This is a genomic window from Chelatococcus albus (assembly GCF_030067675.1).
Taxonomy (GTDB): domain Bacteria; phylum Pseudomonadota; class Alphaproteobacteria; order Rhizobiales; family Beijerinckiaceae; genus Chelatococcus_A; species Chelatococcus_A albus.
The window spans coordinates 49,542-72,096 of record NZ_JASJEV010000010.1 but is presented as its reverse complement, the minus strand read 5'-3'; the positions used below and the strand labels follow the sequence as shown (position 1 = coordinate 72,096).

The 22,555-nt window shown below is 69.9% G+C and carries 19 protein-coding genes and 1 tRNA gene; 9 read left to right on the top strand and 11 right to left on the bottom strand.

Features of this window, described 5'->3' with window-relative positions; genetic code table 11:
- Nucleotides 1–11: 11 nt before the first annotated feature.
- On the bottom strand, nt 12–911 hold the full coding sequence (locus QNA08_RS15030; protein ID WP_283741546.1) for a LysR family transcriptional regulator: 900 nt from the start codon (nt 909–911) through the stop codon (nt 12–14).
- Between the two features lie 151 nt (nt 912–1,062).
- Here QNA08_RS15030 and QNA08_RS15025 point away from each other — a divergent pair, with 151 nt between their 5' ends.
- Both QNA08_RS15025 and QNA08_RS15020 read left to right on the top strand, forming a co-directional pair.
- Nucleotides 1,063–1,674 (top strand): glutathione S-transferase family protein, encoded by a 612-nt coding sequence (locus tag QNA08_RS15025; protein ID WP_283741586.1) that lies wholly within the window; start codon nt 1,063–1,065, stop codon nt 1,672–1,674.
- 72 nt (nt 1,675–1,746) lie between these two features.
- Nucleotides 1,747–3,867 (top strand): pyridoxamine 5'-phosphate oxidase family protein, encoded by a 2,121-nt coding sequence (locus QNA08_RS15020; protein WP_283741545.1) that lies wholly within the window; start codon nt 1,747–1,749, stop codon nt 3,865–3,867.
- An 8-nt stretch (nt 3,868–3,875) separates the two neighbouring features.
- Here QNA08_RS15020 and QNA08_RS15015 read toward each other — a convergent pair whose 3' ends face one another.
- From QNA08_RS15015 to exbB, 4 genes are all read right to left on the bottom strand, one after another.
- The gene (locus QNA08_RS15015) at nt 3,876–4,184 is read right to left on the bottom strand and encodes a hypothetical protein (RefSeq protein WP_283741544.1); all 309 of its coding nucleotides are present in this window, start codon (nt 4,182–4,184) and stop codon (nt 3,876–3,878) included.
- 126 nt (nt 4,185–4,310) lie between these two features.
- Complete coding sequence (locus QNA08_RS15010; protein WP_283741543.1) at nt 4,311–5,231, bottom strand: energy transducer TonB; 921 nt, start codon at nt 5,229–5,231, stop codon at nt 4,311–4,313.
- A gap of 8 nt (nt 5,232–5,239) precedes the next feature.
- Nucleotides 5,240–5,707, bottom strand: coding sequence for a TonB system transport protein ExbD (gene exbD / locus QNA08_RS15005; RefSeq protein WP_283741542.1), 468 nt, complete (start codon nt 5,705–5,707; stop codon nt 5,240–5,242).
- A gap of 6 nt (nt 5,708–5,713) precedes the next feature.
- Nucleotides 5,714–6,811, bottom strand: coding sequence for a tonB-system energizer ExbB (gene exbB / locus QNA08_RS15000; protein WP_283741541.1), 1,098 nt, complete (start codon nt 6,809–6,811; stop codon nt 5,714–5,716).
- A gap of 951 nt (nt 6,812–7,762) precedes the next feature.
- Here exbB and QNA08_RS14995 point away from each other — a divergent pair.
- The 4 genes from QNA08_RS14995 (at nt 7,763) to QNA08_RS14980 (ending at nt 12,925) form a co-directional block, all read left to right on the top strand.
- Nucleotides 7,763–10,561: a methyl-accepting chemotaxis protein gene (locus QNA08_RS14995; protein WP_283741540.1), complete on the top strand. Its 2,799-nt coding sequence runs from the start codon at nt 7,763–7,765 to the stop codon at nt 10,559–10,561.
- Nucleotides 10,562–10,655: 94 nt separating this feature from the next.
- Nucleotides 10,656–11,579 carry a sugar phosphate isomerase/epimerase family protein gene (locus QNA08_RS14990; protein WP_283741539.1) on the top strand — a complete coding sequence of 308 codons (924 nt, stop codon included), beginning with the start codon at nt 10,656–10,658 and terminating at the stop codon, nt 11,577–11,579.
- A gap of 76 nt (nt 11,580–11,655) precedes the next feature.
- Entirely contained in the window at nt 11,656–12,663 is a 1,008-nt protein-coding gene (locus QNA08_RS14985; RefSeq protein ID WP_283741538.1) for a ribonuclease Z, read from the top strand.
- 16 nt (nt 12,664–12,679) lie between these two features.
- A complete protein-coding gene (locus QNA08_RS14980) occupies nt 12,680–12,925 on the top strand; it encodes a hypothetical protein (protein WP_283741537.1) in 246 nt (81 codons plus the stop codon).
- Nucleotides 12,926–13,194: 269 nt separating this feature from the next.
- On the opposite strand, the gene QNA08_RS14975 is transcribed toward QNA08_RS14980, so the two are convergent.
- Both QNA08_RS14975 and QNA08_RS14970 read right to left on the bottom strand, forming a co-directional pair.
- Nucleotides 13,195–13,271, bottom strand: a tRNA-Arg gene (locus tag QNA08_RS14975).
- 141 nt (nt 13,272–13,412) lie between these two features.
- Complete coding sequence (locus tag QNA08_RS14970; RefSeq protein WP_283741536.1) at nt 13,413–14,390, bottom strand: NUDIX domain-containing protein; 978 nt, start codon at nt 14,388–14,390, stop codon at nt 13,413–13,415.
- A 150-nt stretch (nt 14,391–14,540) separates the two neighbouring features.
- Here QNA08_RS14970 and QNA08_RS14965 point away from each other — a divergent pair, with 150 nt between their 5' ends.
- A complete protein-coding gene (locus QNA08_RS14965; protein ID WP_283741535.1) occupies nt 14,541–15,608 on the top strand; it encodes an acyltransferase family protein in 1,068 nt (355 codons plus the stop codon).
- 48 nt (nt 15,609–15,656) lie between these two features.
- Here the strand turns inward: QNA08_RS14965 and QNA08_RS14960 are convergent, their stop codons facing one another.
- Complete coding sequence (locus QNA08_RS14960; protein ID WP_283741534.1) at nt 15,657–16,325, bottom strand: nitroreductase family protein; 669 nt, start codon at nt 16,323–16,325, stop codon at nt 15,657–15,659.
- 105 nt (nt 16,326–16,430) lie between these two features.
- Between QNA08_RS14960 and polA the strand changes: the two genes are divergently transcribed.
- Nucleotides 16,431–19,424, top strand: a complete 2,994-nt coding sequence (gene polA / locus QNA08_RS14955; protein WP_283741533.1) for a DNA polymerase I — start codon at nt 16,431–16,433, stop codon at nt 19,422–19,424.
- A gap of 146 nt (nt 19,425–19,570) precedes the next feature.
- Here polA and QNA08_RS14950 read toward each other — a convergent pair whose 3' ends face one another.
- Genes QNA08_RS14950 through QNA08_RS14940 form a run of 3 tightly spaced genes read right to left on the bottom strand, consistent with a single transcriptional unit; the run spans nt 19,571 to nt 21,634 of the window.
- Nucleotides 19,571–20,317: a glutamine amidotransferase gene (locus QNA08_RS14950; RefSeq protein ID WP_283741532.1), complete on the bottom strand. Its 747-nt coding sequence runs from the start codon at nt 20,315–20,317 to the stop codon at nt 19,571–19,573.
- Nucleotides 20,314–20,850 carry a peroxiredoxin family protein gene (locus QNA08_RS14945; protein ID WP_283741531.1) on the bottom strand — a complete coding sequence of 179 codons (537 nt, stop codon included), beginning with the start codon at nt 20,848–20,850 and terminating at the stop codon, nt 20,314–20,316. The genes QNA08_RS14950 and QNA08_RS14945 overlap by 4 nt, the downstream gene beginning before the upstream one ends.
- Before the next feature lie 55 nt (nt 20,851–20,905).
- Nucleotides 20,906–21,634: a hypothetical protein gene (locus QNA08_RS14940; protein ID WP_283741530.1), complete on the bottom strand. Its 729-nt coding sequence runs from the start codon at nt 21,632–21,634 to the stop codon at nt 20,906–20,908.
- A gap of 226 nt (nt 21,635–21,860) precedes the next feature.
- On the opposite strand from QNA08_RS14940, the gene QNA08_RS14935 reads away from it, so the two are divergent.
- Entirely contained in the window at nt 21,861–22,457 is a 597-nt protein-coding gene (locus tag QNA08_RS14935; protein ID WP_283741529.1) for a MarR family winged helix-turn-helix transcriptional regulator, read from the top strand.
- Nucleotides 22,458–22,555 lie beyond the last annotated feature (98 nt).

Sequence of the window (22,555 nt, the reverse complement as noted above, 5' to 3'; positions counted from 1 at the left end):
GCCTCCCCTCGTCAGCCAAGGACCGGGCCGGACCTGAGCCGCTTCGCGGCGAAATCGACGAAGGCGCGCACGCGCGCGGCCGCGCGCCGCCCCTCGGCGTGGGCGACATGGATCGGCACCGGCGGCGGCTCATATTCGCAGAGGACGATCTCGAGACGCCCGGCGCGCAGCTCCGGCTCGATCATGTAGGAGAGGACGCGCGTCAGCCCGTGCCCGGCGACGGCCGCGGCAATGGCGACATCTGCCGTGTTGACGACGAGCCGGCTCGCGAGCCGGATGCTCTCCCTGCGCCCCTCTGCGGTAAAGACCCACTCCTCTGGCACCCCACTCGGCGCGAAGGCCACCACCTCATGGCGGGCGAGGTCGGCGGGCGAACGCGGCACGCCGCGCGCGGCGAGATAGGCGGGAGCGGCGCAGACGACCCGCCGCACCGTGCCGACCCGCACGGCGCTCAGCGACGAATCCGGCAGATGGGCGATGCGCACCGCGACGTCGATCCCCTCTTCCAGAAGGTCGACCACGCGGTCGAGAAGGAGCGTCCGGGCCGAGACCCCCGGATGGAGCACCAGGAAGTCGAGCACGATCGGCGCGACGAACATGCGCCCGAACAGGACCGAGGCCGTGACCGTGAGCGGCCCCCGCAGTTCGCCGTGGGCGCCGGCCGCGATGCCCTCGGCCTCCTCGATCTCGGCAAGGATGCGCTTGCAGTCAGCGAGGTAGCGCGCGCCGGCCTCCGTCAGGCGCACGAGCCGGGTCGTGCGGTGCAGGAGGCGCGCACCGATGCGCTCTTCGAGCGCCGCGACGGCGCGCGTGACGGCGGGCGGAGACAGGGCGAGCCGCCGGGCGGCAGCGGCAAAGCCCGCCTCCTCCGCCACGGCGACGAAGGCGCGCATGCAGTCCAGGCGATCCATCAGATCATTACATTCCGCGGAACAATCAATTGTCAAATGCGGCCATTCCGCCGTGTGATCGGAATGGCAATCTCCGGCGGGAAGGCGCCGTCGTGCGCCAACAACGAGGCGAGCCCCGAAAGGACCGAGCATGCCCCGCCCCGCCAGCCCCATCCGCCTCTACCGCCACGCCCTGTCGGGCCATGCCCATCGCGTCGAGCTTTTCCTGTCGCTCCTGGGGCTGCCCGTCGAGCTGGTCGACGTCGATCTCGCCCGCGGCGCACACAAGACGCCCGAGTTCCTGGCCAAGAGCCCCTTTGGCCAGGTGCCGGTGATCGAGGACAGCGAAGTCACGCTCGCCGACAGCAACGCCATCCTCGTCTATCTTGCGACGCGCCACGACGCGTCGGGGCGCTGGCTGCCGCGCGATCCGCTCGCCGCGGCACGCGTGCAGCAGTGGCTGTCGGTCGCCGCTGGTCCCCTCGCCTCCGGTCCTGCGGCGGCGCGCCTCGTCACCGTCTTCGGCGCGAAGCTCGACCACGAGCGGGCGAAGACCATCGCCACGCAGCTCTACGCGGTACTCGACCGGCATCTCGCCGCTGAGCCCTTCCTCGCGGGCACGACGCCCACCATCGCCGACGTGGCGATCTACTTCTATACCGCCCACGCACCGGAGGGCGGCATCTCGCTCGAGCCTTACGCCCCCCTGCGTGCCTGGCTCAGCCGGGTGGAGGCCCTGCCCGGCTTCGTGCCCATGCAGCGCACGCCTCTCGCGGCAGCCTGAGACGCCGCGCCGAAGCCGCCGCAGGGCCCGGGAACGGGCCCTGGCGGCAACCCGCACCAGAAGGAAACGCTCATGTCGCAGCCCCTGACGCCCAAAGCAGCGCCGGCGCCGTTGCCGGGCTGGCCTCATGCGGGCTCGCCCTTCCATGCGGGCGAGCGCGCCGTTCAGGAACGCGCCGGCGTCCGCGACCGGGTCGAGCGGATCGGGCGCCGGGTGGTGCGGGATTTCATGCCCGACCAGCACCGCGAGCTGTTCGGCGAGCTGCCGTTCCTGATCGTCGGGAGCCTCGACGCCGAACGACGGCCCTGGGCATCGATCCTGGTAGGGCGACCGGGCTTCGTCGCCTCACCCGATGCACGCACGCTCGTCATCACCGCGACCGCCGCCTTCGGCGATCCGGGGCGCGAGAACCTCGCGGCCGGCAGGCCCGTCGGGCTTCTCGGCATCGAACTCCAGACCCGCCGGCGCAACCGCATGAACGGCACGATCGTCGAAGCCGAGCCCGGCCGCCTGACGGTGCGGGTCGGGCAGAGCTTCGGCAACTGCCCGCAGTACATCCAGGCACGCGAGCCCACCTTCGTTGCCGAGCCATCCACGGTCGCCGCGTCGCGACCGGTCCGGGCCGAAGGGCCGCTCCTTTCAGCCGAGGCGGCCGCGCTCGTGGCGAATGCCGACACCTTCTTCATCGCCACGGCTTCGCCGGAGGCGCGGGGCGGCGATCCGGTCGAGGGCGTCGACGTCTCGCATCGCGGCGGCAGGCCGGACTTCGTGCGCGTGAGCGAGGAGGACGGGCGGACCTTGCTCACCTCGCCCGACTTCGTCGGCAACTTCCACTTCAACACCTTCGGCAATCTCGCGGTGAACCCGCGCGCCGGCCTGCTGTTCGTCGACTTCGCCACGGGGCGCCTCCTGTCGCTCACGGGCGAGGCCGAGGTCGTCTGGGAGGGGCCGGACCTCGCGGCCTTCGCCGGAGCTGAACGGCTCCTGCGCTTTCGCGTGACCGAGGGGGTCGCGATCGAGGGGGCAGTCCCCCTGCGCTGGTCCGAACCTGCGCTGGCGCGGGAGCTTCCGGCCACCGGAAGTTGGGACGCCGTCGCGCAGACACTCGCCGCGGATGCGTTGCGCGACGCCTATCGCCGCTTCACCGTTACACGCATCGAGGACGAGAGCGAGACGGTGCGCTCGTTCTACCTCGAGCCGGCGGACGGCGGCGGCCTTGCCGGCCACCGCCCCGGACAGTTCCTGCCCATCGCGCTCGATATCGCCGGAGAGCCACGCCCGGTGCGCCGCACCTACACCCTCTCGGAGGAGGCGAATGGCCGGCACTATCGCATCAGTGTGAAGCGCGCGGGCACGGGTGCTCTCGCCAGCACCTGGCTCCACGACACCGTCGGGCCCGGCACGACTGTCCGGGCCATGGCCCCGCGCGGCGACTTCACGCTCGATCCCGACAGCCGGCGGCCGGTGGTGCTCATCTCCGGCGGCGTGGGTATCACGCCGACGATCGCCATGCTCGACCATCTGTTGGGCGGCACAGAGGACCGCATGCGCTATCCCGGCCGGCGGGTCTGGTCCATCCATGCGGCGCGCCATGGCGGCGAGCACGCCTTCGCCGCACATGTGCGTGCGCTCGCGACGCGGCGCTCCACCCTGGCCGTCCATGTCCGCTACAGTGCCCCGCGGGCGGGTGACGTGCTCGGCCGCGACCATGACAGTGTCGGCCGGATCGACGCCGAGCTCCTGAAGGGCCTCCTCCCGCTCGACGACTACGACTTCTACCTTTGCGGCCCGCAGGGTTTCATGCAGTCGGTCTACAATATGCTTCTCGGCCTCGGCGTGCGCGACGAGCGCATCCGGCACGAGGCCTTCGGCCCGGCGCGTCTGGAGAGGCGTGGCCCGGCGGCCGTGGCCGCGCAAGTGCTGCCCCCCGCCGTCGAGGCTGCCGTGACCTTCGAGGCCTCGGGCGTCGCTGCCGCCTGGGACCCATCCCGGGGAAGCCTGCTCGACCTTGCCGAGGCCGCCGGCATCGACGCGCCATGGAGCTGCCGCTCCGGAACGTGCGGCACCTGCGCCGTGCGCCTCGTCGCCGGCGCCGTGACCTATGCGGCCGCGCCGAGCGCCTCTCCGGGCGAAGGCGAGGCACTTCTGTGCTGCGCCCTGCCGGCGAGCGCCCGTCTGACGCTCGCCCTGTGAGCGCCACCTCACCGCCAGCGCGGGAAGAAGTCCTCGGTCTCCGCCTCCTTGCAGGTGTAGCCGATGAAGCACTGCGGACTGTCGGCCGTCGGCACCCAGGCCGGCTGCGTCACCTCGGTGATTTCGCAGAAGCGGCGGTCACGCACATAGCGGTCGTAGGTCGTCGGGCCGGTGCTGATGACGACGGCGCCGCGCGCAGCCACGAGACCGGCAACTGCCCTGCAGGACATGCGCGGCGCATAGGGGCGCGACTGCGCGTGAACCGCCGTCGCGACGAGCGCGGCGACGAGCCCGAGAGACAGAACGGAGATCCGCATCGGTGCACCCCCGAGTTCGCGGTGACTACCCGAATTGTACCAAGCCGCGGCGGCGAGCGTGGCAATTTCGGGGGACGCGGCACGGGCGCCGCCCGCCCTTCGTCGGGCGGGAACCCGGCGTCGGGCTCAATGCAGGCTGAAGTTCATCGGGATGACGAAGGTGAGATTGTCTGCGGCCGCCTCGGGCGGCGGTGCAGGCAAGGGATCCGCGCGCTGGATCGTGGCGAGCACCGCCTCATCGAGCGCGGCCGACCCTGAACTGCGCACGAGGCGGAAGCTCACGAGGCGGCCCGTTCGATCGATGGAGAAGCGCAGATGTGCGACGCCGGTTTCACCGCGGCTGCGCGCCTCGTTCGGATAGCGCTTGTGCCGGGCGATATGGGCGTAGAGGCGGCTCTTCCACGAAGCCGGCAAGGCTCCGGGATTGCCCGCCATGGCGCCGGCCACGGGGGCCGTGGCGGTCGGTGCCGGAGCGGCCTGCAGGCGCTGTGGCGCCTGTTCTCGCTGCGCCGGAGGCCGGCGCTTCACTTCACGCCGCCTTTCCTGCGGCTTCTTCTCGAGCTTCTCGCGCGGCTTCTCAGCCGCCTTCGGCGGCTCGGCCGGCTTGGGCGGCGGCGGCAGGGTCACCTCCGGCTCGGGCAAGGTCGGAACGCGGGGAAGAGGCGGGAGATCCTCGACCGGAACCGCGGTCTGGACGGCGAGTTGCTGGGGTATTGGCGGCGGTTCGGGCAGGTCGAGGGCCGGCGGCGGAGGCTCGGGATCGGGCTCGGCGTCCTTGTCCGGCTCGTCGGTTTCGGGATGCGCCATGAGGGCCCGCTCGCCCGGGGCGACGTCGTTCTGCGGCGCCTCCGGCGCCATGGCGAGCGGCGCGAGCTCGATCATGATCGCCGCCGGCGGCTCTCCCCTCAACGGCTCGGGCGCCTGCAGGGCGAGGAGCCCCGCGGCGGTGCCGACATGCGCGGCAAGCACGACGACTGACGCAAGGCCCCAGCGGGCGACCGTCGCGCCGCGTCCCTCCTCCCGCCAGTCCACCGGTGCCGCCGCCATCGCCGGCCTCAGCGAACAGGCTGGGACGCGGCCTGAGACGGCTGCGCGGCTCCGGCGGCCGGCGCCGCCTCGAGGCCGACGAGCGCGACCTTGAGATAGCCGGCGTCGCGCAGGGCGTTCATGACCTCCATCAGGTCGCCGTAGGCCACCGCCTTGTCGGCGCGCAGGAAGATGCGCTTGTTGCGATCCTGGGCGCTGGCCGCGTCGAGGGCCGAGGCGAGCCCGTCACGCGCCACTGTCTGCTCGCCGAGGGCGAGCGACAGGTCGGCCTTCACGGTCAGGAACAACGGCTTGTCCGGCCGCGGCTGCGGACTTGCGGTCGACGCCGGCAGGTCGACCGGCACGTCCACTGTCGCGAGCGGAGCCGCCACCATGAAGATGATGAGCAGCACGAGGATCACGTCGATGAAGGGGGTGACGTTGATCTCGTGCGTTTCGCCGAGATCATCCTCCCCGTGGTTGAGCCTGGCGCCCATGGCAGCCTACTCCGCCGCGTGCGCCATGGGCGCCACGGAGGCGACGAGGCTCGGTTTCGTCGGGCGCTCGCGCTGTGCCTCGAAAGGGTGATGGCGCGCGACGCCCTGGTCGCGCCGGTCGAGGTCGCGGCTGACGAGCCGCAGGACCTCGGTCGCGGCATCGGCGACCTGCGCCCGATAGCCGGCGATGGCGCGGGCGAAGACGTTGTAGATGATGACCGCGGGAATGGCGGCGACGAGACCTATGGCGGTGGCGAGCAGGGCCTCGGCAATGCCGGGCGCGACGACCGCGAGATTGGTCGTCTGCGCCTTCGAGATGCCGATGAAGCTGTTCATGATGCCCCATACCGTGCCGAAAAGGCCGACGAAGGGCGCCGTGGCGCCGATCGTGGCGAGAAGCCCGGTGCCGCGGGTCATGCGTCGCCCGGCCGCGGCCTCGATGCGCGACAGCGAGGCGGCGAGACGTTCCTTGATGCCCTCGGCCGGCAGGTCACCGGACACGGCGACCTCTTCGTGGGCCGCCGCGACCAGCGCCGCTGACGGGCCGCGCGCCGGAACATCCGCCCCGTGCAGGGCGCCTTCCGCGGCGGCGAGGCTCGGTGCACCGCGCAGCGTGGCAATGGCGCGGCCGAGGCGCCGGCGCGCCATGACGAGTTCCAGCGTCTTGGCGAACCAGACCGTCCAGGTCACCACCGAGGCGAAGGCGAGCCCGACCATGACTGCCTTCACGACCACGTCTGCCGCCAGGAACATGCCCCACGGGGACAGATCGTGCGGGAGGGAAGCCATCGCCGCCGCAGGTGCGCCTGTGGAACCGGACGCCGCCCTGACCGCGGCCGGCGGCGGCGCGAGAGGCGACGAGAGAACGCCCCCGTCCCCCGCCACCGTGGCAGCCGGCGCCGACGCCCCCGCGGACGTCCCGGCTCCGCCCGGGCCGACGCCAGCGAGGGACTGTGCGGCCGGCGAGGAAACGACCGGCGCTCCGGCCTCCTGCGCCAGGGCGGGCGCACCGCCCCAGGCGACGGCCGCGAGCACCGCAAGCACGGCGAGTCGGCGCATCCTTCCAAGACCGGTGAGCAGCACGATCTCAAACGTCTTCGACATCACGATCCATCACTCGCAACAGCGGTCGCACACACCGTTGCCGAGGTGCGGCAACCGCGCGCCCGGTCCGCGCGACCGGGGCATCGCACCCACCTCGACGGGTGACCGGAACCGATCTCAGGACCCATGTGCATGGGGTGCGCAGCCTGTCCCGCCCCCCGGGCGAGGACGCCGGCCGCCGGAAAGACCGCCACGCTCCACAATATAGATGCTGCATTGCGCAAAAATTCTTCAAGGTCAACGCAAATAACTCGCAAGTATCTCTATTTGTAATTATTATAAATTGGAACTGCGCATCCGACAGAAATCATTCCGCCGACGGCAACGCGTGAACGATCCGGCCTGGCAATGGCTGCACAACAGGCCCGGCGCGACAGCGACAGCTCCGGCGGAGGGCCCGGTCTGCACGCCACGCATAGCCGTCCCCCGGCGCGGACAGGCACCAGCGGCGCATCCTGCGGGGCGCGGCGGGGCAGGAGGGTGGCCGCGCCACCGGACCGCCCGCCGTCACCACGCCGCGGCGACGGCGCGCGGCTGCCACCGGCATGGTCGTCAATTGCCCGCAGGTCGTTTTCTGCAAGAAGTTCAACCTCAGCCGGCCCCGGGCCGCGAATCCAAATTCGCCACATCGGAATCGTTCACTCCATACGATCGAAATGAAATTCGACTCTATTGAATCCAGCCCGACGGCCGATATGAATCTATTCTCGCACATAAACGATCCGTAAAGCATCATTTTCAAGGCGATTTGATTCTGCTTGCAGCGCAAGTGACTCATTATCGCCACAAACTACACTGCGTAAATATCGCACGGCAACCGCTTGCACCATTTATGTTCTATAAATCTCTGGCACTTAGATAAGGCATTATCTCGCCAGCCAACCGCTCGTCCCGGACCCGGCGGTGGGGACCGACAGAACGTCAAGACCATTTTCGCAGCGGGCCCAAGAAATGAAGAGTTTCCTGCGCAAATTCTCCAAGCTCTCCTTCCGGATTCCGCTGATGATCATCGGCGGCGCCGTGGTGTGCGCGGTGGCTATCGGCACGACCGCGTTCTTCGTCGCCCGCCAGGCGATGGATGCGGAAGTCCGCAACAAGCTCGAGACCGTGCTCACGGCCCAGCGCACCGCGCTGCAACGGTATTTCGACCAGGTCGAGACCGACCTGCGCACCTTCTCCGACAGCCCGGCGACGCGCGATGCGCTGGGCTCGATCGCTGTCGCCTGGAACGGCCTGCAGGACGCCGGCGACATCCTCAAGTCGCACTACGTCGACAAGAACCCCTCTGCAGCCGGCGAACGCTGGAAGTACAAGGGCGACAAGGATGATTCCTTCTACGGAATCATGCACCAGAAGTATCATCCCTACTGGATCAACCTGAAGAACAAGGGATTCGCCGACGTCATCCTGCTGAACGACAAGGGCGATGTCATCTATACGGTCGAGAAGCGGAGCGACTTCGGCGGCAACGTCGTCAACGGCCCGCTCGCCGCCAGCAATCTCGCGCGTGCCTTCAAGGCGGCGAAGGAGGCCGCGGCGCAGGCCGAGATCGTCTTCGTCGATTTCGACAACTACGCGCCCGCCAATCAGCAGCCTGCGGCCTTCCTGGCGCGCGCCATTCGCGACGATTACGGCGGCACCATGGGCATCATCGCGCTGCAGCTGTCGCCCGACGCGCTCAACGCCATCGCCGTCACCCGGCTCGGCAAGACGGGCCAGACCTTCATCGTCGGACCGGACCGGCTCATCCGCTCGCAGCTGCCGCTCAGCAAGGAGCCGACCTTCCTGCGTGCCACGGCCTATGACAACGAAGCCCTCAAGGGCGCCCTGCAGGGCCAGAGCGGCATGGTTGAGGCCGCCGGCGCCGGCGGCGTGCCGAGCGTCGTGGGCGCCCTCCCGCTCCAGATCCACGGGCTGAAGTGGGCGATTGTCGGCGAGCAGACCATCGCTGAGCTTGAGAAGCCGATCGAGGAGATGGCCTGGCTGATGTTCGTGATCGGCACTGGCATCCTCGCGGGCATCGGCGTCCTCGGCTGGCTCGCCGGGCGCACGATCTACAAGCCGATCCTCGCCATCCGCGACACGGTGGAGAAGCTCGCCCGTGCCGAGAACGCCGAGCTCAAGGGCATCGAGCGCCACGACGAGATCGGCGAGCTCGCCCGCGCCATGAAGGCGATCTACGACAACGGCGTCGAGGCGAGCCGCATCAAGGTGGCGCTCGACGGTTGCCGCACCACCGTCATGGTCACGGACCCCGAGCACAAGATCGTCTATCTCAACCGCTCGGCCCAGACGCTGATGAACGAGGCGGAGCAGGACTTCCAGACGGCCATTCCGGGCTTCTCGGCCAAGGACATCATCGGCCGCAGCATGGACGTCTTCCATCGCAACGCCGGCCAGCAGCGCGCACGCGTCGAGCAGCTCAGCGAGACCTATCAGGCGCGCATCACCGTCGGGGCCCGGAAGATGGACATCAGCGTCAGCCCCATCTTCGCGCCCGACGGCAAGCGGCTCGGTGCGGTGCTCGAGTGGAACGACCTCACCAAGGAGCTCGCGGCGGAGGCGGAGGTCGCCGAGGTCGTGGCCGCCTCCTCGGCCGGCGACTTCTCGCGCCGCGTCCCGCTCGACGGCAAGGCGGGCTTCACCCGCAACGTCGCCGAGGGCATCAACCGCATCGGCGCCATGGTGGAGGCCGCGACCGACGACTTCGCCGATGCGCTCGCGGCGCTGGCCCAGGGTGACCTCACCCGCCGCATCACCGGCGACTATCACGGCCGCTTCGCCGATCTGAAGGAAAGCCTGAACACCACCCTCACCCGCCTGTCGGAGACGGTCACCACCATCCAGCAGACGGCGCGCGAGGTGTCGGTCTCGGCGGCCGAGATCAACGCTGGCGCCTCCGACCTTGCCAAGCGCACGGAGGATCAGGCGACGAGCCTCGAGGAGACGGCGGCAACCACCGAGGAGCTTGCGGCCTCGGTCAAGCAGAGCGCCGAGAACTCGCGCCAGGCGACCGCCCTCGGCGAGGAGGCAAAGAGCGTGGCCGAGCGCGGCGGCCAGATCGTCGCCGAGGCGGTGACCGCCATGGAGCGCATCGAGAAGGCCTCGACCCGCATCTCCGAGATCATCGGGGTGATCGACGACATCGCCTTCCAGACGAATCTGCTCGCCCTCAACGCGGCGGTGGAGGCGGCGCGCGCCGGCGAGGCGGGCAAGGGCTTCGCCGTCGTCGCCTCCGAGGTCCGGGCGCTCGCCCAGCGGTCCAGCCAGGCGGCCAAGGACATCAAGGGGCTCATCTCCAACTCGAGCGAGCAGGTGGCCGACGGCGTCAGGCTGGTGCAGGGCGCGGGCGACGTGCTGCAACAGATCGTGGCCGCGGCAAACCGCGTGGCGGCAACCGTCGCCGACATCTCCGCCGCCGCGGCCGAGCAGGCCAACGGCATCGACGAGATGAGCCAGACCGTGGCGCATATGGACGAGATGACGCAGCAGAACTCGGCGCTGGCCGAAGAGAGCGCGGCCTCCGCCAACGAGCTGCAGACGCAGATCGAGCGCCTGCGCAACCTCGTCGCCGCCTTCCGCACCGACGAGATGCAGGGCGAGGAGAGCTTCGCCGCCCACACCGATGCGGCCAACCTGAAGAGCCTCGCGGCCGCCATGGCGAGCCGGGAGCCGAAGCCCGCCGCCCGTCCGGCGCCGCGGCGCGTCGCCAATTCCGGCGCCCGCCTCGACGACTGGGCCGAGTTCTGAGCCGAGGCGCGTCTCGCGCGCAACGACGGCCAATGCACGAGCCGCGCCGCAGACTGGGGCGCGGCTCGTCGCGTCCCGGAACGGAACAACCCCCATGTCCGATCACGGCATCATTTCCGGCGTCGGCTTCTGCACCGGCACGGGCATCGGCGATCTCTCGGTCCTGGAGGCGGCGCTCGCACGCTTCGTTGCCCTCCGCGCCGACGTGGCGGAGCTGTCGCTCTACGGTGAGGACCTGATCGCCGGCGGGCGCGTCATCGGCTCGCGGGCGCAGCGGCTTGCCGAGATCTGCCGGCGCTATCCGCTGCGCTACACGGTACACGGTCAGATCGTCTCGAACTTCATGGATGAGCCGCACCTGCCCCTGCAGAAGGCCGTGGTGCGCGCCATGCTCGAGCTGTGCGACCGCGTCGGTGCGACAGTGCTCGTGCACCATTCCGGCACGGCGCCGGCGGGGCGCATCGCCGACCACACCCGCTACGACACGCTGGAGCGGGAGGCACTCGCGGAGATGGCGGAAGTGGCGCGCGGTTACGGCGTGCGCATCGCCCTCGAGAACATCTTCGCCATGAGCGATGCCGAATACCGGCAGAGCCCGGCCGAGGTCGCCGCCACGGTGCAGGCGATCGGCCGTCCCAACCTCTGCGCCCTCCTCGACTTCAGCCACGCCTATATCGAATGCACGCGCCGCGGCCTCGACTGGCGCGAGCAGATCCGCGCCATGGCCGCCGTGGCGGGCCACCTGCACGTGCACGATTCCTTCGGCCGTCCCTGTACGATGACCCACTTCCACCACCCCTGCGAGGCGACGGCGCTCGGCATCGGCGATCTGCACCTGCCGCTCGGCTGGGGCGACATCCCGTGGGAGGAGCTTTTCGCGGAACTGACCTTCCTGCCCGACACGGCCCTCGTGCTGGAGATCACCGAGCGCTACGATGCGGAACTGCCGGAGAGCCTCGCGCTCGCGCGGCGGCTCGCCGCCAGGGCGAACGTATGCGGGAGGGTTGCGGCCGGCTGACGCGCCGCTCGAGGGGCCCTTCGCGCCGTCCGTCCGGCCGACTGGGCCGGAGATCCCGGTGGAGGCCGAATGGCACATGAGCTGGCTCGTTCGACCGCGGCTCGTGAACGAGCCGTTCTCCGACCCGGGGCTGTTCATCGACTTCCGCTTCGGCCGGCGTGCGCTGCTGTTCGACCTCGGTGACCTGTCGCCCCTCTCCTGGCGCGAGCTCATGCGCGTCAGCGACGCCTTCGTCTCGCACATGCATATGGACCATTTCGCGGGCTTCGACCGCCTGTTGCGCGCCTGCCTCTACCGACCGGCGCCGCTGCACCTTGCCGGCCCAGCGGGTTTCCTCGACGCAGTCGCGGCAAAGCTCTCCGCCTATACATGGAACCTGCTCGGCGAAGCATCCGTCGATTTTTCGATCGTCGCCAGCGAATGGGGCGAGGCGGGCTATGGCCGCTGTGCCGTCTTCCGGGCGCGCGAGGCCTTTCGCCGCAAGGAGGCGGAGCCGCCCGCCCTGCCGCCCGGCATTCTGCTCGACGAGGGCGAGTTCCGCGTCGAGGGCGCGGTGCTCGACCACGGAACGCCCTGCCTCGCCTTCGCCCTGCAGGAGCGGCTGCGTGTGGACGTGCGGCCGCAGGGCCTCGCGGAACTCGGCCTCACCGTCGGCCCCTGGCTCACGGCCGCCAAGCGCGCCGTGCGCCTCGGCGCCCCCGACGATACGCCCGTCCCGGTTTCGCCCCGCCTCGGCCTGCCGCTCGGCGTGCTGAAGCAGCACGCCCTGCGCGCCGCGCGCGGGCAGCGCATCGCCTATGTGGTTGATGCCGCCTTCCACGCGGACAATGTCGCCCGGATGGTGGCGCTCGCGCGCGGCGCCGACCAGCTCTTCATCGAGGCCCCCTTCCTGGACGAGGACGAGGCCATCGCCGCAGCCCGCGCGCATCTGACGGCAGGACAGGCCGGCCGCATCGCCCGGCAAGCCGGCGTGAAGCGCCTCACCCCCTTCCACTTCTCGCCCCGCTACCTCAGCCGCGCCGATCTCCTGCGCCGGCAGGCGGACGCGGCCTTCGCAGCAGGGCGGGAGAACGCGACAGCATAAGGAACGGTCGCCCCGGGTGCTGCTGAAGGAGGTCAACAAGAAGCGATACACCGCAGCGCAAGTGGTCGAAACGATGCAGGCCGAGGGCTACCCGACCTTCAAGCTGCACAATCACACCGAGCTGTGGAAGCGTCTTGATGCCAAAGACCCTGCGAAGGGTTTCGGTTGCGCGGGGGACTACAAGGGAACGTGGGTCTGGTTTGATGCCTGGCTTGCCCGTGTGCGGGCGCACTGCCAGGAACAGGGCGAAAAATACAAGTGACGCCCTTGCTCCTACCCACCAAGGAAGCACCCGTCCCCTTTCCTCGGCTCCGCCTTCTACAGCGCTATGTGGAGGCGCGAAGGCGGCTCCGGAAGGTGAACTACCCTCAGCGCTCTGTCCATCACTCTTTAGAGAGACGGGCACCGGGTAAGGGCGGCGGCCGAAACTGTGGAAAACATCGGCAGGAATCAGCCGGTAGAGCGTGCTGCCCCGTTGCTACCCGAAGTATTCTCACCTCTGCGAACACCAGCCCAAGCCATTGAAATCATTGGCGCACCCGACACGATTCGAACGTGTGACCTTTGCCTTCGGAGGGCAACGCTCTATCCAGCTGAGCTACGGGTGCAGGCCGTGGTGAGCGGGCGGAAACTAGCCCAGGAACCCCGATCCTGCAAATGGCTTTCTGCGAGCGCTGTGCATGACGCGGCCGTGAGGCTCGACAGGCGGAGCCACCCGTCCGGCGGCTGGACCCGTCGCGGGCCGCCGGTCAGGAACCGAGCATGCGGCGCAGGATCGACCAGTGATCGGCATAGAAGCCTGCCGGGCCGAGGTCGGCGAGGCGGTGCCAGGCGGCCTCCGCCGCGTCGCCGCCGCTGGCGATGCGGGGGCGCTCGACGGCGTCGGGGACGAGGAAAGGCACGCAGTGTGTGACGATGCGGGCGCGGTCGTCGCGCCAGGGCGCGTCGAACACCCGCATCCTCTCGGGCACCATCCATGCGCGCAGCATCTCGGCGGTGATCGCGCCGTCGCGGGCGGCGATGCCCGTCTCCTCCCGCAACTCGCGGATGGCCGCCTCCGTCGGCGTCTCGCCCGCTTCGACGAAGCCGCCCGGAAGGGCGAGGAGGCCCCGACCCGGCCGGCTGCCGCGGCGGATGAGGAGCACATGATCGGCGTGCCGGACGAAGGCGTCGGCGAGGAGCTCCGAGAAGCCCGGCGTATCGCGGAACGCGTGCAGGACTGCAACGACCGCCGGCGGGCAGGCCGCCATGGGCAGGGGCGCTTCGGCTCGGAGATAGGCGTCGCGAATGGCGGCGGCGCTCGGTCCGCCGGGCGGCGGTTCCATCGGCAGGACCTCCCACGGCGCCATCACCGCCGGGTCGGAGCACAGGCGGCTCCCCACGCAGGCGACGATCGCGATCCTGCCGCCGCCCCCTGCCGTCCCAGGGAGGACGCGGGCTGCGATGCGTCGAACCTCGGCCGCCCAGGCGGCCTCGTCGTAGAGGTTGTCCTCGACGGCCGCAACGAGGAGGCGCTGTGCCGCGACCTCCCGCGGATAGACCCCCGCGAGCATCGCCGCGCGTTCCCCGGCCGTGAAGGGATTGCGCAGGGAGCGCGGCGCACCGGCGGCGCCGATCAGGACGACGACGCGCCTCGCCAGAGCAAGCGTCCGGTCGAGCACGAAGCGATGACCCTCATGGAAGGGCTGGAAGCTTCCAACGACGACGAGGCAGTCGTATCGCGGCATGACGGCTCGCTCCCGCTCGGCAATCGCCCCCTGGCCCGCGTCTTGCTGAGCGTTCCGGTGCGGTGGACCAAGCTTCGCCGCATCGTGGTACCTCGTGCCATTCTGGCACACCCATCCGAAACGGGCAGGCAGAAACGGGACGGTGCGGCCATGCGGACGACGGCATTCGACAGCGCGAGTGCAACGGATGCGACGCGAGTCGCCTGGGTCGATACGGCCAAGGGGCTGTGCATCATCCTCGTGGTGATGATGCATTCAACGCTTGGCCTTGGCGAGGCCGTCGGGCGCGAGGGCTGGCTGCACACGGTGGTGGCCTTCGCCAAGCCCTTCCGCATGCCGGACTTCTTCCTCGTCTCCGGCCTGTTCCTCGGCCGCGTGATCGACCGCGACTGGCGCTCCTACGGCGACAGGCGCGTCGTCCATTTCCTCTATTTCTACCTGCTCTGGTTCCTCATCCAGTTCGCCTTCAAGGGCTGGGGGCTTGCCGGCGGAGATCCGGCCGAGCTCCTGCGCCAGTTCGCGCTCGGATTCGTCGAGCCGCTCGGCACATTGTGGTTCGTTTACCTGCTCGCAATCTTCTCCGTGGCGACGAAACTCTTGCGCCGGGTGCCGCCTTTCGCGCTCCTGGGGCTGGCCGCGGCCCTGCAGACGATGCCGGTCCACACAGGCTGGACGGTCGTCGACGAATTTGCGGCCCGCTACGTCTATTTCCTCGTGGGCTATCTCCTGGCGCCGGCGATCTTCGCCTTCGCCGCGCGTGTCGCGACGCGGCCGCTCGCGACGCTCGCGGGGCTTGCCGCCTGGGCGCTCGCCAATGGCATCCTCGCCCTGACGCCGGCAGGCCTGACGGGCTATCCGACGCTTGCAAGCCTGCCGCTCGTCTCGCTCGCGCTCGGGCTGGCCGGCGCCGGCGCGATCGTCGCCGCCGCGTCGCTGCTCGCCCGGACAGCGCTGGCACGGCCCTTCCGCTACTGCGGCGAGCACTCCATCGCGATCTACCTCGCCTTCTTCCTGCCGATGGCCCTGACACGCGTGGCGCTCGTCAAGCTCGGCCTCGTCGGCGATGTGGGCTGGGCTTCGGCCTTCATCACCACCGTCGCCGTCGTCGTGCCGCTGGTGCTCGAGCGGCTCGTGCAGGACACGCGCCTGTCCTTCCTCTTCACGCGGCCCGCGGCCTTCCGCCTGATGCCCGTGTCGCGGCTCGCGCCGGCAGCGTGACCCGGGCAACGGGACCGGCCCGGGCGTTCAGCCCTGCACCGGTGCCTGTTACTCGATGAAGACGGCCACTTCGTCGAGGCCCTTCTCGCCGATGGCCGGCACCTGGCAGCCTTCCGCCGGATAGCCGACGACGAGGAGGATCACCGCCGTCTCGTTGTCGGGCCGACCGCAGATCTCGTTGAGGAAGTTCATCGGCGCCGGCGTGTGGGTGAGGGTTGCGAGGCCGGCATTGTGCAGGGCGGCAATGAGGAAGCCTGAGGCGATGCCGACCGATTCGGGCATGTAGTAGTGCTTCACGCGCCGCCCGTCAGGCGTCACGCCCCAGCGCTGGGCGAAGATGGCGACGAGCCAGGGCGCGGTTTCGAGGAAGGGCTTCTCCCAATCCGTGCCGAGGTGGCTCAGCGCCGCAAGCCACTCCTCGCCGGCGCGGCCTGCGTTGACCTCCCTCTCCTCCGCTTCCGCCGCGATGCGGATCCTGCGCTTCACCGTCGGGTCCGAGATCGCCACGAAGGTCCAGGGCTGCTGGTTGGCGCCCGAGGGGGCCGAAGCGGCGGTGCGGATGGCGCTCTCGATGACAGCGCGCGGCACGGGCCGGTCGGAATAGTCGCGCACCGTGCGGCAGCGGCGCATCAGCGCCCCGAAGACGCCGGCGCGGTCGATCATCTCCGGCACCGGACGTTCGTCGAAGACGAGCGGTACGCAGGTGGCTGCTACCATGGCGGGGCGATCCTCCGCATTATGGTTGCGGGCAACGGTCGCACGAAGCGGCGGCGCGTGCCATAGTCCCGCGCCAAACGGCCCCTTTCGAATCCCATTGGCCTCATGACCCAGTCCGCCCGCCCCATTCAGAAAGGCGATCACGTCTTCCTCGTCGACGGCTCGTCCTTCGTCTTCCGCGCCTATTTCCAGTCCATCAACCAGGACCGGAAATACAACTACCGGTCCGACGGCCTGCCGACAGGGGCCGTGCGTCTCTTCTGCACCAAGCTCTTCCAGTTCGTGCGCGAAGGCGCGGTCGGCGTGAAGCCGACGCATCTCGCCATCATCTTCGACAAGTCGGAGAACTCCTTCCGCAAGGAGCTCTATCCGCCCTACAAGGCGAACCGTCAGGAGCCGCCGGAGGACCTCGTGCCGCAGTTCCCGCTCATGCGGCAGGCGGTGCGCGCCTTCGGCCTCGTGCCCATCGAGCAGGACACCTACGAGGCCGACGACCTCATCGCGACCTATGCCGCGCAGGCGACCGCGGCGGGAGCGGACGTGCTCATCATCTCGGCCGACAAGGACCTGATGCAGCTCGTGCGCCCCGGCGTCGCCATGTACGACCCGGCTTCGGGCACGCAGGGCAAGGGCGGCTACCGCGCCGAGCGACGCATCGGCGAGGCGGAGGTCGTCGAGTATTTCGGCGTGCCGCCGGCCAAGGTGACCGACGTGCAGGCGCTCGCCGGGGATGCAACCGACAACGTGCCCGGCGCCCCCGGCATCGGCCTCAAGACCGCCGCCCAGCTCATCGGCGAATACGGCGATCTCGACACACTCCTCGCGCGCGCCGGCGAGATCAAGCAGCCGAAGCGCCGCGAGACGCTGACCAACGCCGAGGTCGTCGACAACATCCGCATCTCGAAGAAGCTCGTGACGCTGGTCGACGACGTGGCGCTCGAGGTGCCGCTCGCCGATCTCATCCTCGTGCCGCCGGACCCGAAGCCTCTCGTCGCCTTCCTCAAGGCGCTCGAATTCACGACCATCACGCGGCGCGTGGCCGAGGAATACGATGTCGATCCGGCCGCGATCGACGCCGCCGCGGACGTCGGCAGCGGCTGGTCGCAGGAAGCGGCTGCCCGGGCCGAGGCGGGCGCCGCCCCGGCCGCGAGGCCGGCTGACAAGGCGGCACGCGGCGAGGAGAAGGCGCCCGAGCCGGCGTCGACGCCGGCAGCCCTCGCCGGGACGCGGGCGAAGGAAGCGCTCGGCACGCCGGTCGACCGCTCGGCCTACGAGACCGTCACGTCCGTCGAGCGCCTGGAAGCGTGGATCGCGGAGGCGACGGACGTCGGCTTCGTCTCCGTGGACACCGAGACCAATTCCCTCGACGCCATGCAGGCCGACCTCGTTGGCTTCTCGCTGGCGACGGCGCCCGGGCGCGCGGCCTACGTGCCGCTGCAGCACCGCGGCGGTTCAGACCTCTTCGGGTCCGGGCTCCTGCCCGGCCAGATCCCGCTCGATGCGGCGATTGCGCGGCTGAAGCCGCTGCTCGAGGACCCGGGCGTGCTCAAGGTCGGCCAGAATCTGAAATACGACTGGCTGGTCTTCGCCCGGCACGGCATCAGGCTCGCCCCCTACGACGACACGATGCTCATCTCCTATGTGCTCGACGCCGGGCTCAACGGCCACGGCATGGACGGACTCTCCGAGAAGCACCTCGGCCACAAGCCGATCACCTACGGCGAAGTGGCGGGCACGGGCAAGAACGCGGTCACCTTTGACCGCGTCGCCATCGACAAGGCGACGGCTTACGCCGCCGAGGACGCCGACGTGACGCTGCGCCTGTGGCGCGTGCTCAAGCCGCGCCTCGTGGCCGAGGGCAAGACCACCGTCTACGAAACGCTCGAACGGCCGATGGTGGCGACGCTCGCGCGCATGGAGGAGCGCGGCATCGCCATCGACCGGACGATCCTGTCGCGCCTGTCGGGCGACTTTGCGCAGAAGCTCGCCGGGCTCGAGGACGAGATCTACGCGCTCGCGGGCGAGCGCTTCACCATCGGCAGCCCCAAGCAGCTCGGCGACATCCTCTTCGGCAAGATGGGCCTGCCCGGAGCCAAGAAGACGGCGACGGGCCAGTGGTCGACCGGCGCCGGCGTGCTGGAGGACCTGGCCGAACAGGGGCATCCTCTGCCGGCGAAGATCCTGGACTGGCGGCAGCTCGCCAAGCTGAAATCCACCTACACCGACGCCCTGCCCGGCTATGTGAACCCGCAAACGAAGCGCGTGCATACCTCCTACGCGCTCGCCGCGACGACGACCGGGCGGCTGTCCTCCTCCGAGCCCAACCTGCAGAACATCCCCGTGCGCACCGAAGAGGGGCGCAAGATCCGCTCCGCCTTCGTGGCGACGGCGGGCATGAAGCTCATCTCGGCCGATTATTCACAGATCGAACTCAGGCTCCTCGCCCACGTCGCCGACATCCCGCAGCTCCGGCAGGCCTTCGCCGACGGCATCGACATCCATGCCATGACGGCGTCCGAGATGTTCGGCGTGGCCGTGAAGGACATGGACCCGCAGGTGCGCCGACGGGCCAAGGCCATCAACTTCGGCATCATCTACGGCATCTCCGCCTTCGGCCTCGCCGCCCAGCTCGGCATCGCGCGCGAGGAGGCCTCGGCCTACATCAAGAAGTATTTCGAGCGCTTTCCCGGCATCCGCGACTACATGGAGGAGACGAAGCGCTTCTGCCGCGAGAACGGCTACGTGAAGACGCTGTTCGGCCGCATCTGCCACTATCCGCAGATCAGGTCGTCGAACCCATCCGAGCGGGCCTTCGTCGAGCGCCAGGCGATCAACGCGCCGCTGCAGGGCTCCGGCGCCGATATCATCCGCCGCGCCATGATCCGCATGGACGGCGCGCTCGCCGAAGCCAAGCTCGACGCGCGCATGCTGCTGCAGGTGCACGACGAACTCGTCTTCGAGGTGCCGGAGGATCAGGTGGAGGCAACGCTCCCCGTCGTGCGCAAGGTCATGGAGGAGGCACCGCACCCGGCCGTGCAGCTCGCCGTCCCCCTCCAGGTGGACGCGCGGGCGGGCGACAACTGGGAAGCGGCGCATTGAGCATGCGACGTGGCGGACGCCCGCGAAAGTCCGGCGGCCACGCGCGCGGACCGTTCGGGAGCGATCCTCTGCCCTGCCCTTGAACCCGCCGCTCCCGGGGGCATCCCCGAGCGACGGGCGGGGTCGACAGAGGGGTGGACGTCGCTCTACGCACGCGCGGCCGCACTCGCAGGTGTCGCCGCGCGCTCGGGGATGCCGAGGCCGTCGAACCAGGCGGCCATCATGGCGCGGGCGGCTGCCTCCAGACGGGCGCCGTGCAGGGCGGCATCGCGGCGCAGGTCGCGCGGATCGATGCCCACCGCCGAGAGCTCCGCCGTGTGGCCGATCAGCCAGCGCTCGAGTTCGGCGGCGCGCAGCTCGGGATGGAACTGCAGCCCGAGCACGCCGGGCCCGCGCGAAAACGCCTGGTTCGGCGTGATCGGCGTCTCGGCGAGGCGCTCGGTGCCCGCCGGCAGGTCGAAGGTGTCGCCGTGCCAATGCAGGACGACGTTGCCGCTCGCCGCGAGTTGCCCGAGGCAGGACTTCTCGCCGGCCGGCGTCAGGGTGACCGGCGCAAAGCCGATCTCCTTCGCCTTGCCGGGATAGACGCGCGCGCCGAGCGCCCGGGCGAGGAGCTGGGCGCCGAGGCAGATGCCGAGCACCGGCCGGCCGGCGGCGAGCGCGGCATCGATCAGCCTGAGCTCGTCGAGGAGGAAGGGATAGCGGTCCTCCTCGTAGGCGCCGATCGGTCCGCCAAGCACGGCGAGGGCCGTATCCTCGGCGAGCGTGCGCGGCAGGGCGTCGATGCCCGCTTCGCGATAGACGATCGCAATGCCACGCGCGGCGGCGACATCGGCGAATGTGCCGAGATCCTCGAAGGCGACGTGGCGCAGGGCGACGATCTGCCGGATCATGCCGCGCACTCCCCGTCCGTGCACCCCCGGCCGGCGGGCGCGCCCGCGGCGGCCTGGGGCGACGCGGCCTCGGCCACGAGAGCCATCACCTCGGCGCCGAGCGCGATGTCGTCGACATGGCCGAAGTGTTGGCGGCGCAGCCGTCCCGCGCGGTCGATCATCAGAATGGTCGGTGTGCCCTGCATCCGGTAGCGCGCCATGGTTCTCGGCAACTCCCTTCCGTTCGCCCGGTCGACGCCGACCGGAAAGTCGATGCGGTATTCCTGTATAAAGGCCCGCAGCGCAAGTGGCATCATGGCTTCGTGGTGCTCGAACACGGTGTGCAGGCCGAGGACGGCGACCATCTCCCGCGGGAAGACGGCGGCGAGGCGCCGCGCCTGCGGCAGGGCCTCGGCCACGCAGCCCGGGCAGAGCATCTGGAAGGCATAGGCCACGACGACCTTGCCGCGCAGCTCGGCGAGCGAGAGGTCGGGCGGTCCGCCGATCCACTCGCTCACATCGAATTCGGGCGCGAGGCCCGCAGTCCCGCTCATGGCTGCTCCTGTGATGAGAAGGCGCGCGTGCGCGCCTCGGGATCGCGCTTGATCGTCACTTCCCTTCGCTCCGCGTGATCCGGCCGGGGAAGGAGAGATCGCCCGAGGCGACCTTGGCGACGCCGGTGACGCAGAGGAGCGGCGCCTTGCCCTCGCCGTTGACGGCGAGTTCCGCCGTCACGGCATCGAAGGCCTGGCCCTCCGCTCCCTTGAGCGGCACGGTGAGCGTCACCGTCCGCCCCTTGAGGAGCGGGCTCATGCCGGGACTGTCGAGGAGCAGCGGCAGGCCCGGCGCGGTGGGCGGCAGCACCGCCTCGCCGGGGCTCACGTCCTTGACCTTCAGCCCACCCGCGCAGGCCTTGTCCTCGCCGAGCACCACCCAGTGCGCGTGCCACCCAGCGCCGTCATTGGCCGGATCGCCGTCGCCGTTCTCGTCGTAGAGGGGCGTGTCGTCGAAGTCGGGATGGGCGGTCACGGCCAGGGCCAGAAGCCCCGCGTCCTTCGCGAAGCCGGCGGCCGAGGGGTCAAGCTTCGTCGGCCAGACATAGGCTGCAACCTTGGCGCCGGGAAGCTTGCCGGTCCTGGCGGGGACGGCCCTGCCCGCCTCCCCGGCGACCTCCATCAGGAAGGTGGCGAGGCGGCCGTCCGTCGTCGCCTGGGCGCGCAGGATGTCAAGGCTGGGGGGCGCCTTGGCGTCTGCCTTCGCCGTGACCTCGTGGGCGGCAGCGGGTCCGTGGGGAAGCGACAGGGCGAGTGCCACTGGAAGCAGGGAGCGAAGGCACATGGCGATTTGTCTCGCAAATAGTATCGAGTCGATACATTATGGGCCAAAGGATCGCGTTCTGGCAACAGGGGGCTCCCGCGGCCCGGCCGACGCGATCCAACATTGGACAGGGCCCGATCACGGCGCTTTGATCACGCTGGCCGAATCCCTTGACCGTTCGAGGGGTTCAACCCGCGGCAGCCGATGAGCAGCCCCCACGTCGCGACGCAGCGCGGATCAGACCACGGTGAGCAGCCCTCCGGACCATGCCCGCCATCTCGCCGAGACCGTCGAGCGGCTCGCCCGGCTCGTGCGCGCCCGCGAACACGAGTCCGCCCTCAATCCCGCACAATGGGAGGCGCTGCGCTATCTCGCCCGCTGCAACCGCTTCTCCAACACGCCCGGGGCGCTGACCCGCTACCTCGCGGCGACGAAGGGCACCGTGTCGCAGACGCTCATTGCCCTTGAGCGCAAGGGGCTTGTGCGCAAGGAGCCGGACCCCGCGTCGGGGCGCAGCGTGCGCCTCTTCCTCACCGAAACCGGCGAGCGCCTCCTCGCTGACGATCCGCTCGGCCTGCTGGCGGAGGCTGCCGCAACCCTCGCCGGGCCGATGCTCGCGGGTACCGCCACGGGCCTCGGCATGCTGCTCGCCGCCACCATCGCCCGTAACGGCGGGCGCCCCTTCGGTGTCTGCCGCACCTGCCGGTTCTTCCGTCCCGAGGCGCCCGAAGGCGCGCCACATTTCTGCGGCCTGCTGCTCGTGCCCTTGAGCGAGCGCGACTCGCTGAGCATATGCCAGGAACACGAACCGCCGCAGGAGCCGTGCGAACACGAAGCCGCCTGAATCGCACGGCATCGAGCCGGCGCGCGGTGCGCAACGTCACGGACGCGGCGCGACCGTCTTCCCATAAGGTCCTGAGGTCGCCGATAACGATCGACATG

Coding starts and splice junctions, on each gene's coding strand:
- QNA08_RS15030 (WP_283741546.1), bottom strand. CDS start 911: ATGGATCGCCTGGACTGCATGCGCGCCTTCGTCGCCGTGGCGGAGGAG.
- QNA08_RS15020 (WP_283741545.1), top strand. CDS start 1,747: ATGTCGCAGCCCCTGACGCCCAAAGCAGCGCCGGCGCCGTTGCCGGGC.
- QNA08_RS15015 (WP_283741544.1), bottom strand. CDS start 4,184: ATGCGGATCTCCGTTCTGTCTCTCGGGCTCGTCGCCGCGCTCGTCGCG.
- QNA08_RS15010 (WP_283741543.1), bottom strand. CDS start 5,231: ATGGCGGCGGCACCGGTGGACTGGCGGGAGGAGGGACGCGGCGCGACG.
- exbD (WP_283741542.1), bottom strand. CDS start 5,707: ATGGGCGCCAGGCTCAACCACGGGGAGGATGATCTCGGCGAAACGCAC.
- exbB (WP_283741541.1), bottom strand. CDS start 6,811: ATGTCGAAGACGTTTGAGATCGTGCTGCTCACCGGTCTTGGAAGGATG.
- QNA08_RS14995 (WP_283741540.1), top strand. CDS start 7,763: ATGAAGAGTTTCCTGCGCAAATTCTCCAAGCTCTCCTTCCGGATTCCG.
- QNA08_RS14990 (WP_283741539.1), top strand. CDS start 10,656: ATGTCCGATCACGGCATCATTTCCGGCGTCGGCTTCTGCACCGGCACG.
- QNA08_RS14985 (WP_283741538.1), top strand. CDS start 11,656: ATGAGCTGGCTCGTTCGACCGCGGCTCGTGAACGAGCCGTTCTCCGAC.
- QNA08_RS14970 (WP_283741536.1), bottom strand. CDS start 14,390: ATGCCGCGATACGACTGCCTCGTCGTCGTTGGAAGCTTCCAGCCCTTC.
- QNA08_RS14965 (WP_283741535.1), top strand. CDS start 14,541: ATGCGGACGACGGCATTCGACAGCGCGAGTGCAACGGATGCGACGCGA.
- QNA08_RS14960 (WP_283741534.1), bottom strand. CDS start 16,325: ATGGTAGCAGCCACCTGCGTACCGCTCGTCTTCGACGAACGTCCGGTG.
- polA (WP_283741533.1), top strand. CDS start 16,431: ATGACCCAGTCCGCCCGCCCCATTCAGAAAGGCGATCACGTCTTCCTC.
- QNA08_RS14950 (WP_283741532.1), bottom strand. CDS start 20,317: ATGATCCGGCAGATCGTCGCCCTGCGCCACGTCGCCTTCGAGGATCTC.
- QNA08_RS14945 (WP_283741531.1), bottom strand. CDS start 20,850: ATGAGCGGGACTGCGGGCCTCGCGCCCGAATTCGATGTGAGCGAGTGG.
- QNA08_RS14940 (WP_283741530.1), bottom strand. CDS start 21,634: ATGTGCCTTCGCTCCCTGCTTCCAGTGGCACTCGCCCTGTCGCTTCCC.